The following is a 15,474-nucleotide window of genomic DNA, read 5'->3' as shown; positions in this document are numbered from 1 at the left end:
TGATGCGGGAGGCCGGGGGCCGCAGGCAGGGAAGAGAAGCGCGTCAGGTCAGGTCACAGAACGACCGTGACCACCTTCTCCTCCGTGTTGGCCAGAATGCCCGCCCAGCCGAGCTCGCGACCGATACCACTGGTCTTCATGCCGCCCCACGGCAGCGCGGGGTCGATGGCCGCCCAACCGTTGATCCACACCGCACCGGCGCGGACCTGTCCGGCCAGCGTGTGCGCCTGCGCGACGTCGCGGGTCCAGATGGTTGCCGCCAGCCCGTACTGGGTCTCGTTGGCGAGCCGGATCGCTTCGGACACATCGTCGTACGCGATCACCACACCCACCGGGCCGAAGATCTCCTCCTGCGCGATGGTCATGTCGTTGGTCGCGTTGGAGAAGATCGTGGGACGGACGAAGTAGCCGGGACCATCCACGCCGACACCGCCCGCAGCGACGTGCGCGCCTTCGCTCTTGCCCTTCTCGATGTAGCCGAGCACCGTGTTGCGCTGCTTCTCGCTCACCAGCGCACCCAGTGTGGTCGCCGGATCGAACGGGTCTCCCAGAACCTGTGCCTCGGCCGCGCCGGCCAGGGCCGCGACGACCTCGTCGTACCGCGACCGGTGCACGAAGATGCGGGTACCCGCGGCGCAGACCTCACCCTGGTTGAAGAACAGTCCCATCGCGCAGCCGGCCACGGCCGCCTCGATGTCGGCGTCGGGCAGGATGATCTGCGGCGACTTACCACCGAGCTCGAGCACCACGCGCTTGAACGTCTCGGCGGCCTTCTGCTGGATCAGACGCCCGACGACGGGGCTGCCGGTGAAGCTGATCTTGTCGACACCCGGGTGCTCGACCAGCGCGTTGCCGGTCACCGCACCGTCTCCAGGCACGATGTTGACCACACCGTCGGGCAGACCGGACTGGGCCAGCAGCTTGCCGAGATACAGGATCGACAGCGGGGCATCCTCGGACGGCTTGACCACCAGCGTGTTACCGGCGGCCAGGGCCGGCGCCAGCTTCCAGGCCGCGATCATCAGCGGCGTGTTCCAGGGCACGATCGCGCCGATGACACCGATCGGCTCGCGCACCGTGTAGGAGTGCGTGGGACGACCCATGTACCCGGAGGTCGGGATCGTCGCGCCGGTGATCTTGTCCGCCCAGCCCGCGAAGTGGCGGAAGGTGGCGACGGCGTTGGGGACGTCCAGCATCTGGGGCTGTCCCACCGGCTTGCCGATGTCGAGAGCTTCGAGCTGCGCGAGAACCTCGGCGTGCTCTTCGATCAGGTCGGCGATCCGATTGAGGATCACGCCGCGCGCCGCGCCGGGCAGGGCCGCCCACTCGCCCGACAGCTGCGCGCGCGCCGCCTTCACCGCGGCATCGATGTCCGCGGGACCTCCGAAGGCGATGTCCGCGAGGAGTTCTTCGGTGGCGGGGTTGATGTTCGGCAGGCTGCGGTTGCCGGCTGCGGGGCCCCATTGACCATTGATGTAGAGCTCGGTCGGCGTGCCTTCGGGTAGCGTGGTCGGCTTGGTGGCCTCGTTGACCGTGGTCATAGTCGATTCTTTCCGTTCTTGCCGCGAGCGGCGAAAGAGTATGTGTGAGAGCCGTTTGTGGAACTCGTCGATGACTGCCGCCGTGGTCAAGCCGCGGTGACCTGTGCGGGAGTCAGGTCGGACGGGGTGTCCCCGACCTGACGGATGGCTCGCCATCCGATGATGAACAGGGCGCCGATCGCCAGCACACCGAAGATGTACGCCGGTGCGAGCGCGATGATCCCGAAGATGTTGGTCACGCCCAGACGGTTCGAGGCGAAGCTCAAGCCGCGGCTGGGTGCGAAATTCCCGAAGAAGTAGAAGATCACGTTGGCCCAGCCGTCACCCACGATGATGTAGCCCAACCGCTTGGCCGCGACCTCGGAGAAGTTCACCTTGGGCAGGACCAGGCCGACGGCGATGACCATCATTCCGTTCAGAGCCGGCCCGACGTGCGCCTTGGCCCACCCCTCCGCGGTTCCGGGGATGTTGAAGTGGACGAAGTAGCCGGGGACGATTTCGAACCCGCCCACCAACTTCATCCAGAGTCCGAGCCCGAATATCAGCGTACTGAGGATCATCAGCACCCCATGCCCGTAAATCTTGCGTTCGAGGGTTTTCATCGGTGTATCTCCTGTGCGGTCTGTCGTCCGATGCGTCATCGGGGATCGAGAACTGGCTGGTGGTAGTTGCTGGCGAAGAACATCAGCGGGGATCCGGTTTCGGATTCGCACCGCACCACTCGTGCCAGGAACAGCGTGTGATCGTGCACCGTCACCACATCGGAGACTTCGCATTCGAACCGCGCCAAGCTGCCGGCCAAGGTCGGAACATGCTGGCCATCAAGGTATTCCGGTGCCCAGTCGCCATCTCGGGCACCGCAGAAGTAGCTGGAGTGCCCCTGCTGTCCATCGCTCAGGACGCTAACCCCGTACCAACCGGTCGCCGAGATCAGGTCATGTGCGCGTCCCGGCTTGAGCGAGATCATGACGGTCGGCGGGTCCAGGCTGATCGAGGTGAAGCTGTTCACGGTGACCCCGTGGACGTTTCCTTCTTCGTCGACCATGGTCACGACCGCGATACCCGTAGCGAAAAGCGCTACCGAGCTTCGGAATTCGATCCGATCGGCGGCCAGCAGCGTCTTCGGATCCGGGAGCGAAGGCGCGGCGGGAGCGACCTTCTCGACGACGGCGGTCATCACACTGCCGCCGTTTCCTCGAAAGGGCTGCTGGCCCCCTCACTCCCGGTAGCGTTCTCCTCCACCCAGGACTTCATGGTCGCAGGGCTGGAGAAGATGTCCCACTGGGTCTCGGGACGGTTGAAGTTGTCGGTGAACTTGTCGGCCAGCGTCCGGTCCAGCGCCACCGCGCCGAGGAATTCGACGAACTCGTTGGGCATCTCGCGCAGGTTCTTCAGCATGTAGTTCGTCCAGCGCGTGGCGCCGAGCACGCGACCGGCGCGGCGTGCGTCGACCTGCTCGAAGAACCGGTTGTCGAAGCTCTCGGTGGCGAGGATCTCCTGGCCCAGAACGTGCGCGGCGTAGGAGGCCATGTTGCCGCCCTGGCCCAGCACGGGGTCCACGGTGGCGTGCGCGTCACCGAGCAGGATCGCGGTCTTGCCGTTGTTCAGCTTGATGTGGCCGTGGCGGACGGTCGGCACGACCGCACCCTGCAGAAGGTCCAATTCACTGTTGGCGACGTCGAATTCGTCTTCGTTGATCCGACGGGCGGTGATCGGGTAGTGCTTGCGCAGCTTGTCCAGCATCAGATCCCGGAACGCCTGCGGGTTCTCCTCGTACCGGGTGTGCGTGAGGATCTCGAGGTCGCTGCCGGGGTGGTTCTCGAACACCAGCGCCGTGGCGTCGCCGCCGAAGGTCACGGTGGGAATCTCGATCATCTCGCCGGCGCCCGGGGAGATACAGAACGTCACCGCGCGGATCTCGGCCGGGGCGATGCCCTTGAACAGGCCGACGCACAGCTGCCGCTGGGGCTCACGGTACGGCGAGCTCTGCTCATCGCGTGCGAACAGCTGTCCCAGGCCGCCCTTGCCGGTGCCGACGACCACGAGGTCGTAATCGACCGAGAGGTCGTCGAGGTCGGACACGCCGACGTCGCGGTACTCGAACTCCCCGCCCCGCTCGAGGTAGTCCTGCATGAGGGTCGGCAGGTAGATGCGGTAGTCGACCGCGCGACTCGGCCCGGTGGGCAGGCCGCCGTAGAACTCGAGCGGCATCGACGGGATTCCGACGTAGTAGTAGTGACCGAAGTAGCCGGCGTCCGGCCAGTGGTCCACGCCGAGCGCCTTCTCACGATCGATCGTGACCGCGTGGTGCGCAACGGTATTCAGCAGCCGGACGTTCGGGTAGTCCTCCGGGCGCTTGTCCGTGAAGATGGTCGATTGCACACCGTTCTGCTGCAGGTACAACCCGAGGTGCAGGCCGGCGGTGCCAGCGCCAACGATGGCGATGCGCTTGGTCATGTGATTGGTCTCCTCGTAGAACTCGCGGGCTACGCACACGCCGGACGTCGTGTCGGCGACGGGGCTTGGGATGGCTCGCGATCGGTGTGCAACTTCGGGAAAACGCTCGGCGTGTGACCCGTGCCACTGAGTATCAACAGTCCGGACCCGACAGGTCTTGGACGATTCCGCACACATTCCAGTACGTAAGCGCACCGGTCAGCATGTGAGTCCATTCACCTGCGAATCGAGCTTTCACTTGGGATAATTATCGTGTTTACCGACCGAACAATCGGTTATTAACTATTGTGAAACATGACGCGACAGCGCTACGATGAGACGCCCGTCACAGCTCGAGCGCATCTCTGCACAGCAAGGCAGAGGGCTGTCGACGGATTGAGGAAGGTGAGCCAGCAAATGTCGTCACTCGTACGGTTTACCGACCTCCCAGCGAGCGAGCAGTTCGGCATGTGGAGCGAGACGATCTCGAAAACCTATGTGCCGCTTCGCGCGACGCCCCATGTCGGCGAAGATCCGTTCGGCGGCGAGCTGATCAATCAGTCGCTCGGATCGGCTCATCTCAGCGTCGTGGCCGGCGGATCGTGCGAAGTGGCCCGTACAGCGGACACCATCCGACAATCGGATCCGGGATTCCTCAAGCTCGGCCTGCAGCTTCAGGGCTATTGCATCCTGACGCAGGACGGCCGTGAAGCCGCGCTCACACCGGGCGATTTTGCCCTCTACGACACCCGTCGTCAGTACCAGCTGGCCTTCGACAGCGCGTTCAAGACCCTCGTCGTGATGTTTCCCTACGATCTGCTGCCGATCCGCCAGTCCGAACTGCGCGATTTCACCGCACGGCGGGTATCCGGGCGTCGCGGAGTCGGCGCGCTCGTAGCACCGCTTCTACTCAACATGTCCGAGCAGATGTACATCGACGAACTGCCGGCCAACGTCGAGTTGTCCAGCGCGGTGATCACACTGTTGGCCGCCTCGTTCTCGGAGCAGCTCGGATGTGAGTCCGTGGTACCGCCGGAAACGCACCGCAAAGCCCTGATCATGCGGGTGAAGGCGTTCATCGATGCGCGACTCGACGACCCGCAACTCAGCACCTCTCATATCGCCGAGGCGCACCACATCTCGCCGCGGTATCTGCAGAAACTCTTCGAAGCCGAGTCCACCACGGTTACCGATTGGATCCGCCATCGGCGTTTGGAACGATGTCGCCTCGATCTGTCCGACCCGCGCTGGGCCTCGATGTCGATCGCCGCCATCGCCGCACGCTGGGGACTGATCGACTCCTCGTACTTCTCCCGGCTGTTCAAGGCCGCCTACGGCACACCGCCTCGCGAGTTCCGGGCAGCGTCGGCCACAGCGGTGAAGGTTTCCGGTTCGCAAGCGATGGAGGTAAGGGATGGAGCAACTGCAGCGTAGGATGGCCGGCCACGGCATTCTCATGATCTTCGCCACCCTGCTCGGTGGGTTGGTGCTCTGGGCAAAGCTGTTGGGCGGGTGGGAAGTTCGTCCCGGCAAGATCGTCAAGTTCGACATCCCGGGCACCGACGAAGGATGGGCTCGCGCTCACACCGGTCCCGCCCTGAACGGCATGATGGTCATTGCCGCCGCAGCCGTGCTGCCCGCCGCAGGGCTCCCCGAGAAACGAGCGTCGCGTCTGGGCTGGATCGTCGTCGCCGACGGCTGGGCCAACGTCCTGTTCTACTTCGCGTCGAACATGACCAAGAACCGCGGACTGAGCTTCGGCCCCAACAAGCATGGCGAGCAGAACATCTTCTCCACCATCGCACTGGCGCCCGCGTACCTGTTCGGCGTCCTGGTCACCTACGCCCTGCCGGTCATCGGCTGGAAAGCCCTGAAGAATCGCAACGGCGACGGCTCGGGCCTCGCCAAGTTCAGCGACTGACGGGATCAATTCACTAATTCCGGTGGTGTACGGGCCTGCCGCTCGTACACCACCGGCATCGTTCATGTGCCGAGCCACGCCAGAGCGGTCATGGTCAGGGGCTTGATACTCGAGCTCAAAGCTGGGCTGTAGAGCAGGGACGACCGCGCGGGAGCCGGATTTCGATTGTCCGAAATACCTTGGACAACAGCACTATTCGCTTGGTCTTCCACGTTGCGCCGGGCGGTCGCTCCACCGATTCTCCAGTGCGCGTAGGGAACCGATCGCGGGCGCGAAAACCTCGAGGTTCCAGAAATCGGGCTCCTTCGGCGACCGAGCAGCCGCCATCTCGGCTCGGACAATCCACTCGGCAGCATCGAAAAAGCGGCTTGTTGTCTCTAATAGGTGGAGCTGTTCTGTGCGTTTCCGGCCTGATGAGCCGCGCCGACCGCCATCGCTCGACGCCATTCCTTCGAGCGATGGCGAAAGCGAGCAGCCGGGCGACCCCGGCAATGTGCCGTACCGATGGTGGCTGACGAGGCGGACTCGAAACGCCCCGCTGCGTCTACTGCTTGGGACGCAGGTCGACCAGTCGTCTCGCCTTACCGACGGGCGAGCGTTCGATCACATCCGGATCGACCACATCGACAACCACGCTGACTCCGATCCGGTTCTTGATCCGCCCGGCCAGCATCTGCGCAGCGTCCGCTCGCGACTGCGGGGACAGGGATTGCCGGCTTTCCACGCGTACCGTCAACTGGTCGAGTCGCCCCGGGCGGTCGAGCACACACTGATACTGAGGTGCGAGCGTATCGATGCCGAGAATCAGCTCCTCGATCTGGGTCGGGAAAAGGTTCACCCCGCGCAGGATGATCATGTCGTCACAGCGGCCGGTGATCTTGCGGATGCGGCGCATGGACCTGGCCGTGCCCGGCAGCAAGGTGGTCAAATCCCTTGTGCGGTAACGCACGATCGGAAGTGCCTGCTTGGTCAGCGAGGTGAAGACCAGCTCGCCTTCGGATCCGTCGGGCAGAACCTCGCCGGTCTCGGGGTCGATGATCTCGGGATAGAAGTGGTCCTCCCAGACGTGCAGGCCGTCTTTGGTTTCCACGCATTCCTGGGCGACGCCGGGCCCGATGATCTCCGACAGTCCGTAGATGTCGACGGCTTCGATACCGACCTTGTGCTCCAGCTCCGCGCGCATCTCCTCGGTCCATGGCTCCGCACCGAATACGCCGGTGCGCAGAGAGGTGGACCGCGGGTCGATTCCGGCTCGTTCCATGGCATCGACCAAGGTCAGCATGTAGGAGGGAGTCACCATGATGGCATCGGGCCGGAAGTCGTTGATCAGCTGGAGCTGTCGCTCGGTCATGCCGCCCGATACGGGAATCACGGTGCAGCCCAGTCGTTCCGCACCGTAGTGCGCACCCAGACCACCGGTGAACAATCCGTAGCCGTAGGCGATGTGGATCTTGTCGGTCGAGCGAACGCCACCGGCGCGCAGACACCGGGCCACCAGATTGGCCCAGGTGTTGATGTCTTCGGCGGTGTAGCCCACGACGGTCGGCCGGCCCGTGGTACCCGACGAGGCGTGCACGCGAACAACATCCGATTGCGGCACGGCGAACATGCCGAACGGGTAGTTGTTGCGCAGGTCCGCCTTGCTGGTGAAGGGGAACAGCGACAAGTCGCTGAGGTCCTTCAGATCCTCGGGATGTACGCCTCGCTCGTCGAAGGCCGCGCGGTAGTGCGGCACGTTGTCGTAGGCGTGCCGCAGGGACCATTTCAGCCGCGTCAACTGGAGGGCGGAAATCTCGTCTCGCGAGGCCACCTCGATGGGTTCGAGCCCATCGGGTGAGCGAGGGACGGAGGAGGTGGGGAAATCTACTAACTCGGTCATGGTGACTCCGGGGTGAGCGGTTTCGAGTTCACGCGTCGAAGTCGACGGTGACGGTGTCGCTGGTGGGGAATGATTGGCAGGTCAGGACGAATCCGCTGTTCACCTCGGATTGCTCCAGGGCGTAGTTGCGGCGCATATCGACCTCGCCGGCGGTGACTTTGGCGCGGCAGGTACCGCAGACCCCGCCCTTGCAGGCGAACGGCAGATCGGCTCGTGACTTCTGTGCGGCGTCGAGCACCGAGACGTTGCGGGGCAGTGTCATCGTGCTGGCGTTGCCGTCCAGGACGATGGTCACTTCACTGCTCGGCCCGGACAACGCGCGCTCCACATGATGTTCCTGTTCGGGCGCAGTGTCCTCGACGAAGAACAGTTCCTGGTGGATACGCGAGCCCTCGACACCGAGTTCGTGCAATGTGTCGCGGGCGTCGACGACCATCCCGATGGGACCACAGAGCCAGAAGTGATCGGTCTCGGCGACCGGGACGAAAGCCTGCAGCAGCCGCCGGATCCGGTCGCGGTCCAAGCGGCCGCTGAGCAACTCGGAGTTCCGCGGCTCCCTGGACAGAACATGTACCAACTGCAGGCGTTGGCCGTAGCGGTCTTTCAGGTCGCTGAGTTCCTCGGTGAACATGACCGAGCCGACACGACGATTGCCGTAGAACAGCGTGACGTGTGCATCGGGGTCCTGGAGGACTGTCGCGGCGATGGAGAGCATCGGCGTGATGCCCGATCCCGCGGCGATGAGAACGTGGCGCCCGCCGGCGTCGGGATCGGCGGCGAACTTGCCCGTGGGCGGCTGCACCTCCAACTCGTCACCGGCCCGGACTTCATTGACCAGCCATCCGGAGAACGCTCCTCCCGGCACGACTCGGACCCCGATTCGAGGGGCCCAGCCCGCCGGTGCGCAGATCGAATACGATCGGCGCTGCTCCTGGCCGTCCACATCCCTGCGAAGGGTGATCGACTGTCCCGGCAGGAAGGCGAAGTCGCTCCGCAGACCGGGAGGAACCGCGAAGGTGACCGCGGCCGCGTCCTCGCACAAGCGATCGACGGACTCCACCTGCAACACGTGGAATGGCTTGTTGCGCAGTTCTTTCCCAGACGCCACGGCCGTAGTCTGCGTGCTGGTCACGTCATATCTCCTTCACGTGGTCGAACGGCTCCGCGCATGCGAGACAGCGATGCAGCGATTTACATGCCGTGGCACCGAATTCGGAGGTGCGCTCGGTATTCGTCGACCCGCACTGCGGACAGGCGATCACCTGTGTCCGCGGGATCAAGCTGATGGGAATCGGCCCGTCGGAATCGGCGACCGCCCGGTGTGGCGGGCTGATACCGGCCGCGGCGAGCTTGCGCCGACCTTCCGCGCTGATCCAGTCCGAGCTCCACGCCGGACTCAGCACCGTCCGGACGTCGACGTCATCGAACCCGGCGCGGGACAGGTGGCGGAGCAGGTCCGCTCGCATCGTGGCCATGGCCGGACATCCCGAGTACGTCGGGGTGATGTCGACCGTGATTCCGCCGTCGGAGTTCTGCCGGACGTCACGCAGAACTCCCAGGTCGGCGAGCGTCAGCATCGGCATCTCGGGATCCGTCACCGCGGCCGCGACAGCCCGCGCCGCAGCCATGGTTCCAGCCGTTGTGAAGGTCGGCATCGTGCTCACCACCGCCCCATCGGATGGGCGCGAGCCACCGACTGCAGCTCGGCTAGCAGGTATCCCATTGCCTCGGTGTGGATTCCCTCCCGCCCGGCGCGGCCACCTACTCCGGCGGCAGGCTGCACGTCGGGCACATCGAGATGTGCCGATCGGAACACCAGGCCGACAATCGAGTCGAACTCCTCGCGCAGCGCCTCCGACGGCACTGCCGTCGCCGTCGCGGCCAGGCGTTCCTCGACCGGATGGGTCAGGAACAACTCGTGCGTGTAGGGCCAGATCCGCTGCACCGCGTCTAGAATTCGGCTGCGTGAGTAGTCGGTGCCATCGGCCAGGGTCACCAGCCAGCGTGCGGCGTAGTCGCGGTGATAGGTGACTTCCTTGGCTCCCTTGGCCGCGACGGCGGCCAGGACCGAGTCCTTCGACTGCCGCAGAGACTGCAGCAGTGACAGCCGGTAGGTCGAGAAGACGAACAGCCGGACGATACTGAAGGCGAAATCACCGTTCTCCAGCTCCACCAACCGCACATTGCGGAACCGGGGCTCGTCGCGGAAGAACGCCAACGCATCCTCATCCGGCACCGGGGTATCGGCAGGAAGCTGCGGCACAATGCTCGGATCCGCGGCTGCGGCACGGGCGAGCAGCAACCGCGCCTGACCGAGCAGGTCCAGGCCGATGTTGGCCAGGGCCACCTCCTCCTCGAGCTCGGGTGCCATGGTGTTCCACTCCGCGAGGCGCTGCGCGCTGATCAGGGCATCGTCACCGAGCATCAGGCAGTACGCGGCCAGGTCGGCCCCGTCGACGCCGTCGGTCAGAGTGGTGTCCACACCGGCGAGCGGATCGTCGAAGCTGGTTCCGAACGCCCACTGGTCGTGTTCGTTGTGATCGACCAGGTCCGCATAGGCCGAATCGTGCTCAGTCATGGTTGTCGTTCTCCATCGCTTCGGTCACATGTGCGGCACGGTGTCGGGGATGTCGTAGAAGGTCGGATGCCGGTACACCTTGTCGCCGCTCGGCGAGAAGTACGGATCCTTTTCCTCCGGGCTCGACGCCACCACGGCGGTCGATCGGACAACCCAGATGCTCACGCCTTCGTTTCGGCGGGTGTAGACATCGCGAGCATGGCGCAGAGCCATCTCGTCGTCGGCGGCGTGCAGCGAACCGACGTGCACATGGTTGAGCCCCCGCTTCCCGCGAACGAATACCTCGTACAACGGCCATCCGACAGCCACGGCCTCCCCCTCGTCCCGCGCGGGATCCGAAGGCGATTCCTGCACCGAGGGTGTGTCGTATTCCGGGATCATTTGTGCCCTTCCTCGGCTTCTTCGTGGATCTTGTTGGCAAACGCCGACGCGGCCTCGCGGACCCATGCACCCTGTTCGTGACTCGCCCGCCGGCGCTCCACACGCTCCGCGTTGCACGGGCCATCGCCTCGAACCACCGCGGTGAATTCGCTCCAGTCCGGAGTCCCGAAATCGTGCGCCTGGCGCTCCTGGTTCCACTTCAGCTCCGGGTCCGGCAGCGTGACATCGAGCTCGCGCGCCTGCGGCACGCTCATGTCGACGAATCGCTGACGGAGCTCGTCGTTGGTGTGCCGTTTGATTCCCCAGGCCATCGATTGCTCGGTGTTGGGCGAGTCGTCATCGGGCGGACCGAACATCATCAGCGCGGGCCACCACCACCGGTCGACAGCCTCTTGGACCATCGCACGCTGGGCATCGGTGCCCTTCATCATCGTCATCAGCATTTCGTAGCCCTGCCGCTGATGGAACGATTCCTCTTTGCAGACGCGGATCATCGCGCGCGAATAAGGGCCGAACGAACTGCGGCACAACGGAACCTGGTTGCAGATCGCCGCACCGTCGACCAGCCACCCGATGACACCCACGTCCGCGAAGGTCAACGCCGGGTAATTGAAGATCGACGAGTACTTCTGCCGCCCCGAGATCAGCCGATCGACCAGGTCGTCGCGGTCGACTCCCAGAGTCTCGGCCGCCGAGTACAAATACAGGCCGTGACCGGCCTCGTCCTGCACCTTCGCCATCAGGATTGCTTTGCGCCGCAGCGACGGTGCACGAGTCAGCCAGTTGCCCTCGGGCTGCATTCCGATGATCTCCGAATGCGCATGCTGGGCGATCTGCCGGACCAGCGTTTTGCGATACCCCTCCGGCATCCAGTCCCGCGGCTCAATGCGCTGCCCGGTTGCGATGACCTCGGAGAAGCCCTGTTCGAGCGCCGCCTGATCCGCGGTCTCATCGACCGCGGCAAGGTGAGTTCGTGGCATTGCCAGCCTCCTACTTACCGACCGAATGATCGGTTATTAAAGTGTGCCTTAGAGCAGCTCAGAGCACAAGTATCAATCGGATTCAGTGACCGACGAATTTCGGTCGTTGCTTGCTGAGGAACGCTTCGACGGCAGCCTGGTGATCATCCGAGGCACCCAGCCGGACCTGCGCGTCTGCCTCACGTTCCAGGACGTCAGCCAGTTCGGCGCCTTGGTTGGCGGCGATCAGGGCCTTGACCTCCCTGAACGCGGCAGTCGGCCCCGCTGCCAGCGCAACTGCGAGTTTGCCGGCCTCGTCGGCGACCTCGGCGTCGTCCACCACGCGATGGACCACACCCCACTCCTGCGCCCGTGCGGCGTCGAAGGTCTCGCCCAGCATGAACAGGGCTTTCGCCCGGCTCGCGCCGACAAGTGCGGTCAGCGTCGCGCTGAGGCCCGAGTCCGCCGCCAACCCGATACCGGTGAATGCGGTGCCGAACTTGCTGCGCTGACCTGCGATTCGAATATCGCCGGCCAGCGCCAGCCCGAGCCCGGCCCCCACACAGGCACCGTTGATTCCGACGACAACCGGGACCTCGATCTCGGCGAGCGCCGTCACGATCGGATTGTAGTGCTCACGCACGGTATCCATGGCGTGCGCAGGATCCGCCCGAAGCCCCTCCACGTGCTCAGCCAAATCCTGGCCGACACAGAAGTTCTTGCCGGCCGCGGTGATCGCGACCGCGCGAACGCGGTGGTCATCGCGCGCAGCGCGCAACGCGTCGAGCAGTTCTGCCTTCATTGCTCGATCCAAGGCGTTCGATGCCGCGGGGCGATTCAGGATGATCGCAGCCACGCCATCGGCGACCGTCGAGACGACCAGGTTGGTCGAGTTCTCGTCCATGGGAGTTCCCTTCAGCCGATACAGTTGCCGGTTATTGACGCCAGTCGTAGAAGCCCTGACCGGACTTCCTGCCGAGTTCGCCGCGAGAAACCTTGTCTCGCAACAGCTGTGGCGGACAAAAACGCTCGCCCAGCGTGGCGTGCAGGTACTCGGCGATCGCCAGACGCACATCCAGGCCGACCAGATCGGTGGACCGCAACGGTCCCATCGGGTGCCGGTAGCCGAGTTCCATTGCGCGGTCGATGGATTCGGCGTCAGCGACGCCTTCCTCGAGCATGCGGATGGCTTCGAGTCCCAGTGAAACCCCCAAGCGACTGGTCGCGAATCCGGGGGAGTCCTTCACGACGATATCGGTCTTGCCCAGCGCCTCGACCCAGCCCAGGACAGTCTTGATCACCGATCCGGACGTGTCCGGCGCGCGTACGACCTCGACCAGAGTCGAGGCGGGCACCGGGTTGAAGAAGTGCATGCCCAGGAACCGGGTGGGCTGTTCCAGCGCGCTGCCGAGATCACCGATGGACAGCGAGCTGGTGTTGCTGGCGATCACCGCTTCCGGGCCGACCACAGCTTCCACCGCGGTCAGTACAGCCAGCTTCGCCTCGACGATTTCCGGTACGGCCTCGACCACCAGGTTCGCCTCCGGCGGCAGAGCACTCACCGAGGTCACGGTCTGGACCCGGCCGAGCGCATCCTCCGGTCGGCAGGCCAGCTTGCCCTTGGCCTCGGCCTGCGCCAGTCCGTGTTCCACCCGCTGCAAGGCTGCCGCCGCGGCGGATTCGTCCGCCTCGGCGATCGTCACGTAGGCGCCCGCCACAGCGAAGACCTGCGCGATTCCCGCGCCCATCCGTCCACCGCCGACGACGCCGACTACCTTCGGCACATTCATGCCCGTCTCCGTTCCAGAAAGTTCGCCATTCGCTCGCGTTTATCCGAGCTCTCGAAGAGCACCGCTTGTGCGACGTCGTCCAGCAGTGGGTGCGGCCCCGCCGCGTCGACCACGCTCTTGGACAGGCGCAGCGCCAACGGCGATGCCTTGGACATGCGATCGACCAACGCGCGTGCCGCTGTCAGCGCGGTTCCCCGCTCGACCACATCCATAACCAGGCCGTGCCGATGTGCGGCGTCGGCATCGAGCAGCCCACCGCCCAGGATGACCTGTTTCGCCACGGATTTTCCGACCAGTTCGCTGAGCCGGTAACAGGCCCCCGCCGCGGCGAGAATCCCCAACCCGGGCTCGGGATTGCCGAATCTGGCCCCCTGCCCGGCGATTCGGATATCGCAGGCGTACGCCAGCTCCGCGCCACCGCCGAGAGCGTTGCCTTCGATCGCGGCGACTGTCGGCAGGCTCAGGCGGTTGATTCTGTCGAACAGGGCGCGATTGATTCCGGTCAGCGCTTCTTCGCGGCCCCGCACACGCAACTCGCCGATATCTGCGCCGGCCGCGAAATCCTCACCGGCGCCATGGATCACGAGGAACCGGGGCTCCTGCTCGAGCTCGCCGCACACCGTGTGCAGTTCGTTGACCATCGCCGCGTTGATCGCGTTGCGCGCGTACGGACGATCGAGCTCGACAACAACGCGGTCCGCGCTTCGTTCGACGTTGATGGTGTCGTAGTCCATTACACGGCCTCCACCAGAACCGAAACGCCTTGGCCCACACCGACGCAGAGGGTTGCCAACCCGCGGGATCCGCCTTCGCGTGCGAGCCGTCCGAGCAGCGTGACCACGATCCGCGCGCCCGAACATCCGAGCGGATGGCCGAGCGCGATCGCGCCGCCGTCGGCATTGACCACCTCGGGATCCAGACCGAGTCGCCGGATCACCGCCAGGCTCTGTGCAGCGAAAGCTTCGTTGAGTTCGATCGCATCCAGATCCGCGATGCCCCAGCCCGATCGCGCCAGCACTTTTTCCGTGGCCGGCACCGGTCCCAGCCCCATCAGGTGTGGAGCCACTCCTGCGCTGGCAGCGGCCACGAACCGGGCGCGCACCGAGAGCCCGTACCGCTCCACAGCCTCACCGCTGGCCAGCAGCACCGCAGCGGCGCCGTCCGAGAGCGGAGAGGACGATCCGGCGGTGACGATGCCGCCTGGACGGAAAGCCGGGCGCAGTCGGGCCAGCTTCTCCAATGTCGTTTGGCGCCTGGGGCCTTCGTCGACGGAGACCACGGTCTCCCCCACCGGCACGGGCACGATTTCCTTCTCGAACCGGCCCGCGTCCTGCGCCTCGATGGCACGCGTGTGGCTGCGGAGCGCGAATTCGTCGCACTCCTCGCGGGTGATGCCATCCAGAGCGGCGACTTCCTCGGCGGTCTCACCCATCGGCAGCGTGATGGGCGAGGCCCCGCCGGCCTCCTGCTGCGTGAAACGCGGATTGCTGAACCGCCACCCCAGGGAGGTGTCCGCCACTTCACCCGGGCGCGCCCACGCCGTTCCGGGCTTGGCCATGACCCACGGCGCACGCGTCATGGATTCGACCCCGCCGGCCACCATCACATCCGCCATACCGGAACCGATGGTGTGCGCAGCCGAGGCGATCGCCGTCAGTCCGCTCGCGCACAACCGGTTCACCGTGTAGCCGGGCACCGTCTCGGGGAGCCCGGCCAGTAGCACCGCCATGCGCGCGACGTTGCGGTTGTCTTCCCCCGCCTGGTTCGCTGCGCCCAAGATCACCTCGTCTATGGCATCCGCAGGGACGCCGCTGCGTTCGACCAGCTCGGCGACCGCGAGCGCGGCCAGATCATCGGGACGCACGGCGGCCAGGGCTCCTCCGTAACGGCCCTGGGGGGTGCGCACCCCATCTACCACGTACACGTCGTCAGCCACGATTCTCCTTCGGGTTGTCTCTACTATTGATAACCGATCATTCGGTCGGTAAT

16 protein-coding genes are annotated in these 15,474 nt (G+C 65.1%); 2 read left to right on the top strand and 14 right to left on the bottom strand.

Annotated elements, in window-relative coordinates:
• Window positions 1-53: 53 nt before the first annotated feature.
• From styD to styA, 4 genes are all read right to left on the bottom strand, one after another.
• Complete coding sequence (gene styD / locus K7711_RS36340; protein WP_222975484.1) at window positions 54-1,541, bottom strand: phenylacetaldehyde dehydrogenase StyD; 1,488 nt, start codon at window positions 1,539-1,541, stop codon at window positions 54-56.
• Window positions 1,542-1,627: 86 nt separating this feature from the next.
• A complete protein-coding gene (gene styC, locus K7711_RS36335) occupies window positions 1,628-2,143 on the bottom strand; it encodes a styrene-oxide isomerase StyC (protein WP_222975482.1) in 516 nt (171 codons plus the stop codon).
• A 35-nt stretch (window positions 2,144-2,178) separates the two neighbouring features.
• Entirely contained in the window at window positions 2,179-2,718 is a 540-nt protein-coding gene (gene styB, locus K7711_RS36330) for a styrene monooxygenase NADH-dependent flavin reductase subunit StyB (RefSeq protein ID WP_222975480.1), read from the bottom strand.
• Window positions 2,718-3,998 carry a styrene monooxygenase subunit StyA gene (styA, locus tag K7711_RS36325; RefSeq protein WP_222975478.1) on the bottom strand — a complete coding sequence of 427 codons (1,281 nt, stop codon included), beginning with the start codon at window positions 3,996-3,998 and terminating at the stop codon, window positions 2,718-2,720. Before styA ends, styB begins: the two co-directional genes overlap by 1 nt.
• A 294-nt stretch (window positions 3,999-4,292) precedes the next feature.
• On the opposite strand from styA, the gene K7711_RS36320 reads away from it, so the two are divergent.
• Both K7711_RS36320 and styC (K7711_RS36315) read left to right on the top strand, forming a co-directional pair.
• Complete coding sequence (locus tag K7711_RS36320; RefSeq protein WP_235748304.1) at window positions 4,293-5,411, top strand: AraC-like ligand-binding domain-containing protein; 1,119 nt, start codon at window positions 4,293-4,295, stop codon at window positions 5,409-5,411.
• Entirely contained in the window at window positions 5,392-5,898 is a 507-nt protein-coding gene (gene styC, locus K7711_RS36315; protein WP_235748303.1) for a styrene-oxide isomerase StyC, read from the top strand. The genes K7711_RS36320 and styC (K7711_RS36315) overlap by 20 nt, the downstream gene beginning before the upstream one ends.
• Before the next feature lie 544 nt (window positions 5,899-6,442).
• Here styC (K7711_RS36315) and paaK read toward each other — a convergent pair.
• The 10 genes from paaK to K7711_RS36265 all read right to left on the bottom strand — a co-directional run bounded on the left by paaK (window position 6,443) and on the right by K7711_RS36265 (window position 15,421).
• Window positions 6,443-7,777, bottom strand: coding sequence for a phenylacetate--CoA ligase PaaK (gene paaK / locus K7711_RS36310; RefSeq protein ID WP_222975476.1), 1,335 nt, complete (start codon window positions 7,775-7,777; stop codon window positions 6,443-6,445).
• A 28-nt stretch (window positions 7,778-7,805) separates the two neighbouring features.
• Window positions 7,806-8,909 (bottom strand): 1,2-phenylacetyl-CoA epoxidase subunit PaaE, encoded by a 1,104-nt coding sequence (gene paaE, locus K7711_RS36305; protein ID WP_222975474.1) that lies wholly within the window; start codon window positions 8,907-8,909, stop codon window positions 7,806-7,808.
• A 1-nt stretch (window position 8,910) separates the two neighbouring features.
• Window positions 8,911-9,432 carry a 1,2-phenylacetyl-CoA epoxidase subunit PaaD gene (gene paaD, locus K7711_RS36300; protein ID WP_222975472.1) on the bottom strand — a complete coding sequence of 174 codons (522 nt, stop codon included), beginning with the start codon at window positions 9,430-9,432 and terminating at the stop codon, window positions 8,911-8,913.
• 5 nt (window positions 9,433-9,437) lie between these two features.
• Window positions 9,438-10,355: a 1,2-phenylacetyl-CoA epoxidase subunit PaaC gene (gene paaC / locus K7711_RS36295; protein ID WP_222975470.1), complete on the bottom strand. Its 918-nt coding sequence runs from the start codon at window positions 10,353-10,355 to the stop codon at window positions 9,438-9,440.
• Between the two features lie 24 nt (window positions 10,356-10,379).
• Complete coding sequence (gene paaB, locus K7711_RS36290) at window positions 10,380-10,736, bottom strand: 1,2-phenylacetyl-CoA epoxidase subunit PaaB (protein WP_235748302.1); 357 nt, start codon at window positions 10,734-10,736, stop codon at window positions 10,380-10,382.
• Window positions 10,733-11,716, bottom strand: coding sequence for a 1,2-phenylacetyl-CoA epoxidase subunit PaaA (gene paaA, locus K7711_RS36285; RefSeq protein WP_222975468.1), 984 nt, complete (start codon window positions 11,714-11,716; stop codon window positions 10,733-10,735). Before paaA ends, paaB begins: the two co-directional genes overlap by 4 nt.
• Window positions 11,717-11,798: 82 nt before the next feature.
• Window positions 11,799-12,599 (bottom strand): enoyl-CoA hydratase/isomerase family protein, encoded by an 801-nt coding sequence (locus K7711_RS36280; protein WP_222975466.1) that lies wholly within the window; start codon window positions 12,597-12,599, stop codon window positions 11,799-11,801.
• A 31-nt stretch (window positions 12,600-12,630) separates the two neighbouring features.
• Complete coding sequence (locus tag K7711_RS36275) at window positions 12,631-13,485, bottom strand: 3-hydroxyacyl-CoA dehydrogenase family protein (RefSeq protein WP_222975463.1); 855 nt, start codon at window positions 13,483-13,485, stop codon at window positions 12,631-12,633.
• Complete coding sequence (locus K7711_RS36270) at window positions 13,482-14,219, bottom strand: enoyl-CoA hydratase/isomerase family protein (RefSeq protein WP_222975462.1); 738 nt, start codon at window positions 14,217-14,219, stop codon at window positions 13,482-13,484. The genes K7711_RS36275 and K7711_RS36270 overlap by 4 nt, the downstream gene beginning before the upstream one ends.
• Window positions 14,219-15,421, bottom strand: a complete 1,203-nt coding sequence (locus tag K7711_RS36265; protein WP_222975460.1) for a thiolase family protein — start codon at window positions 15,419-15,421, stop codon at window positions 14,219-14,221. Before K7711_RS36265 ends, K7711_RS36270 begins: the two co-directional genes overlap by 1 nt.
• Between the last annotated feature and the right edge of the window lie 53 nt (window positions 15,422-15,474).

It is taken from the genome of Nocardia coffeae (assembly GCF_019890715.1).
Taxonomy (GTDB): Bacteria; Actinomycetota; Actinomycetes; order Mycobacteriales; family Mycobacteriaceae; genus Nocardia; species Nocardia jiangxiensis.
The sequence above is the reverse complement of the archived record's forward strand: the minus strand, read 5'-3'. Positions and strand labels throughout refer to the sequence as shown.

Bases quoted from the DNA above. Each gene is read 5' to 3' on its own strand.
- styD (WP_222975484.1), bottom strand. From the start codon at position 1,541: ATGACCACGGTCAACGAGGCCACCAAGCCGACCACGCTACCCGAAGGC.
- styC (WP_222975482.1), bottom strand. From the start codon at position 2,143: ATGAAAACCCTCGAACGCAAGATTTACGGGCATGGGGTGCTGATGATC.
- styB (WP_222975480.1), bottom strand. From the start codon at position 2,718: ATGACCGCCGTCGTCGAGAAGGTCGCTCCCGCCGCGCCTTCGCTCCCG.
- styA (WP_222975478.1), bottom strand. From the start codon at position 3,998: ATGACCAAGCGCATCGCCATCGTTGGCGCTGGCACCGCCGGCCTGCAC.
- K7711_RS36320 (WP_235748304.1), top strand. From the start codon at position 4,293: ATGACGCGACAGCGCTACGATGAGACGCCCGTCACAGCTCGAGCGCAT.
- styC (WP_235748303.1), top strand. From the start codon at position 5,392: ATGGAGCAACTGCAGCGTAGGATGGCCGGCCACGGCATTCTCATGATC.
- paaK (WP_222975476.1), bottom strand. From the start codon at position 7,777: ATGACCGAGTTAGTAGATTTCCCCACCTCCTCCGTCCCTCGCTCACCC.
- paaD (WP_222975472.1), bottom strand. From the start codon at position 9,432: ATGCCGACCTTCACAACGGCTGGAACCATGGCTGCGGCGCGGGCTGTC.
- paaC (WP_222975470.1), bottom strand. From the start codon at position 10,355: ATGACTGAGCACGATTCGGCCTATGCGGACCTGGTCGATCACAACGAA.
- paaB (WP_235748302.1), bottom strand. From the start codon at position 10,736: ATGATCCCGGAATACGACACACCCTCGGTGCAGGAATCGCCTTCGGAT.
- paaA (WP_222975468.1), bottom strand. From the start codon at position 11,716: ATGCCACGAACTCACCTTGCCGCGGTCGATGAGACCGCGGATCAGGCG.
- K7711_RS36280 (WP_222975466.1), bottom strand. From the start codon at position 12,599: ATGGACGAGAACTCGACCAACCTGGTCGTCTCGACGGTCGCCGATGGC.
- K7711_RS36275 (WP_222975463.1), bottom strand. From the start codon at position 13,485: ATGAATGTGCCGAAGGTAGTCGGCGTCGTCGGCGGTGGACGGATGGGC.
- K7711_RS36270 (WP_222975462.1), bottom strand. From the start codon at position 14,219: ATGGACTACGACACCATCAACGTCGAACGAAGCGCGGACCGCGTTGTT.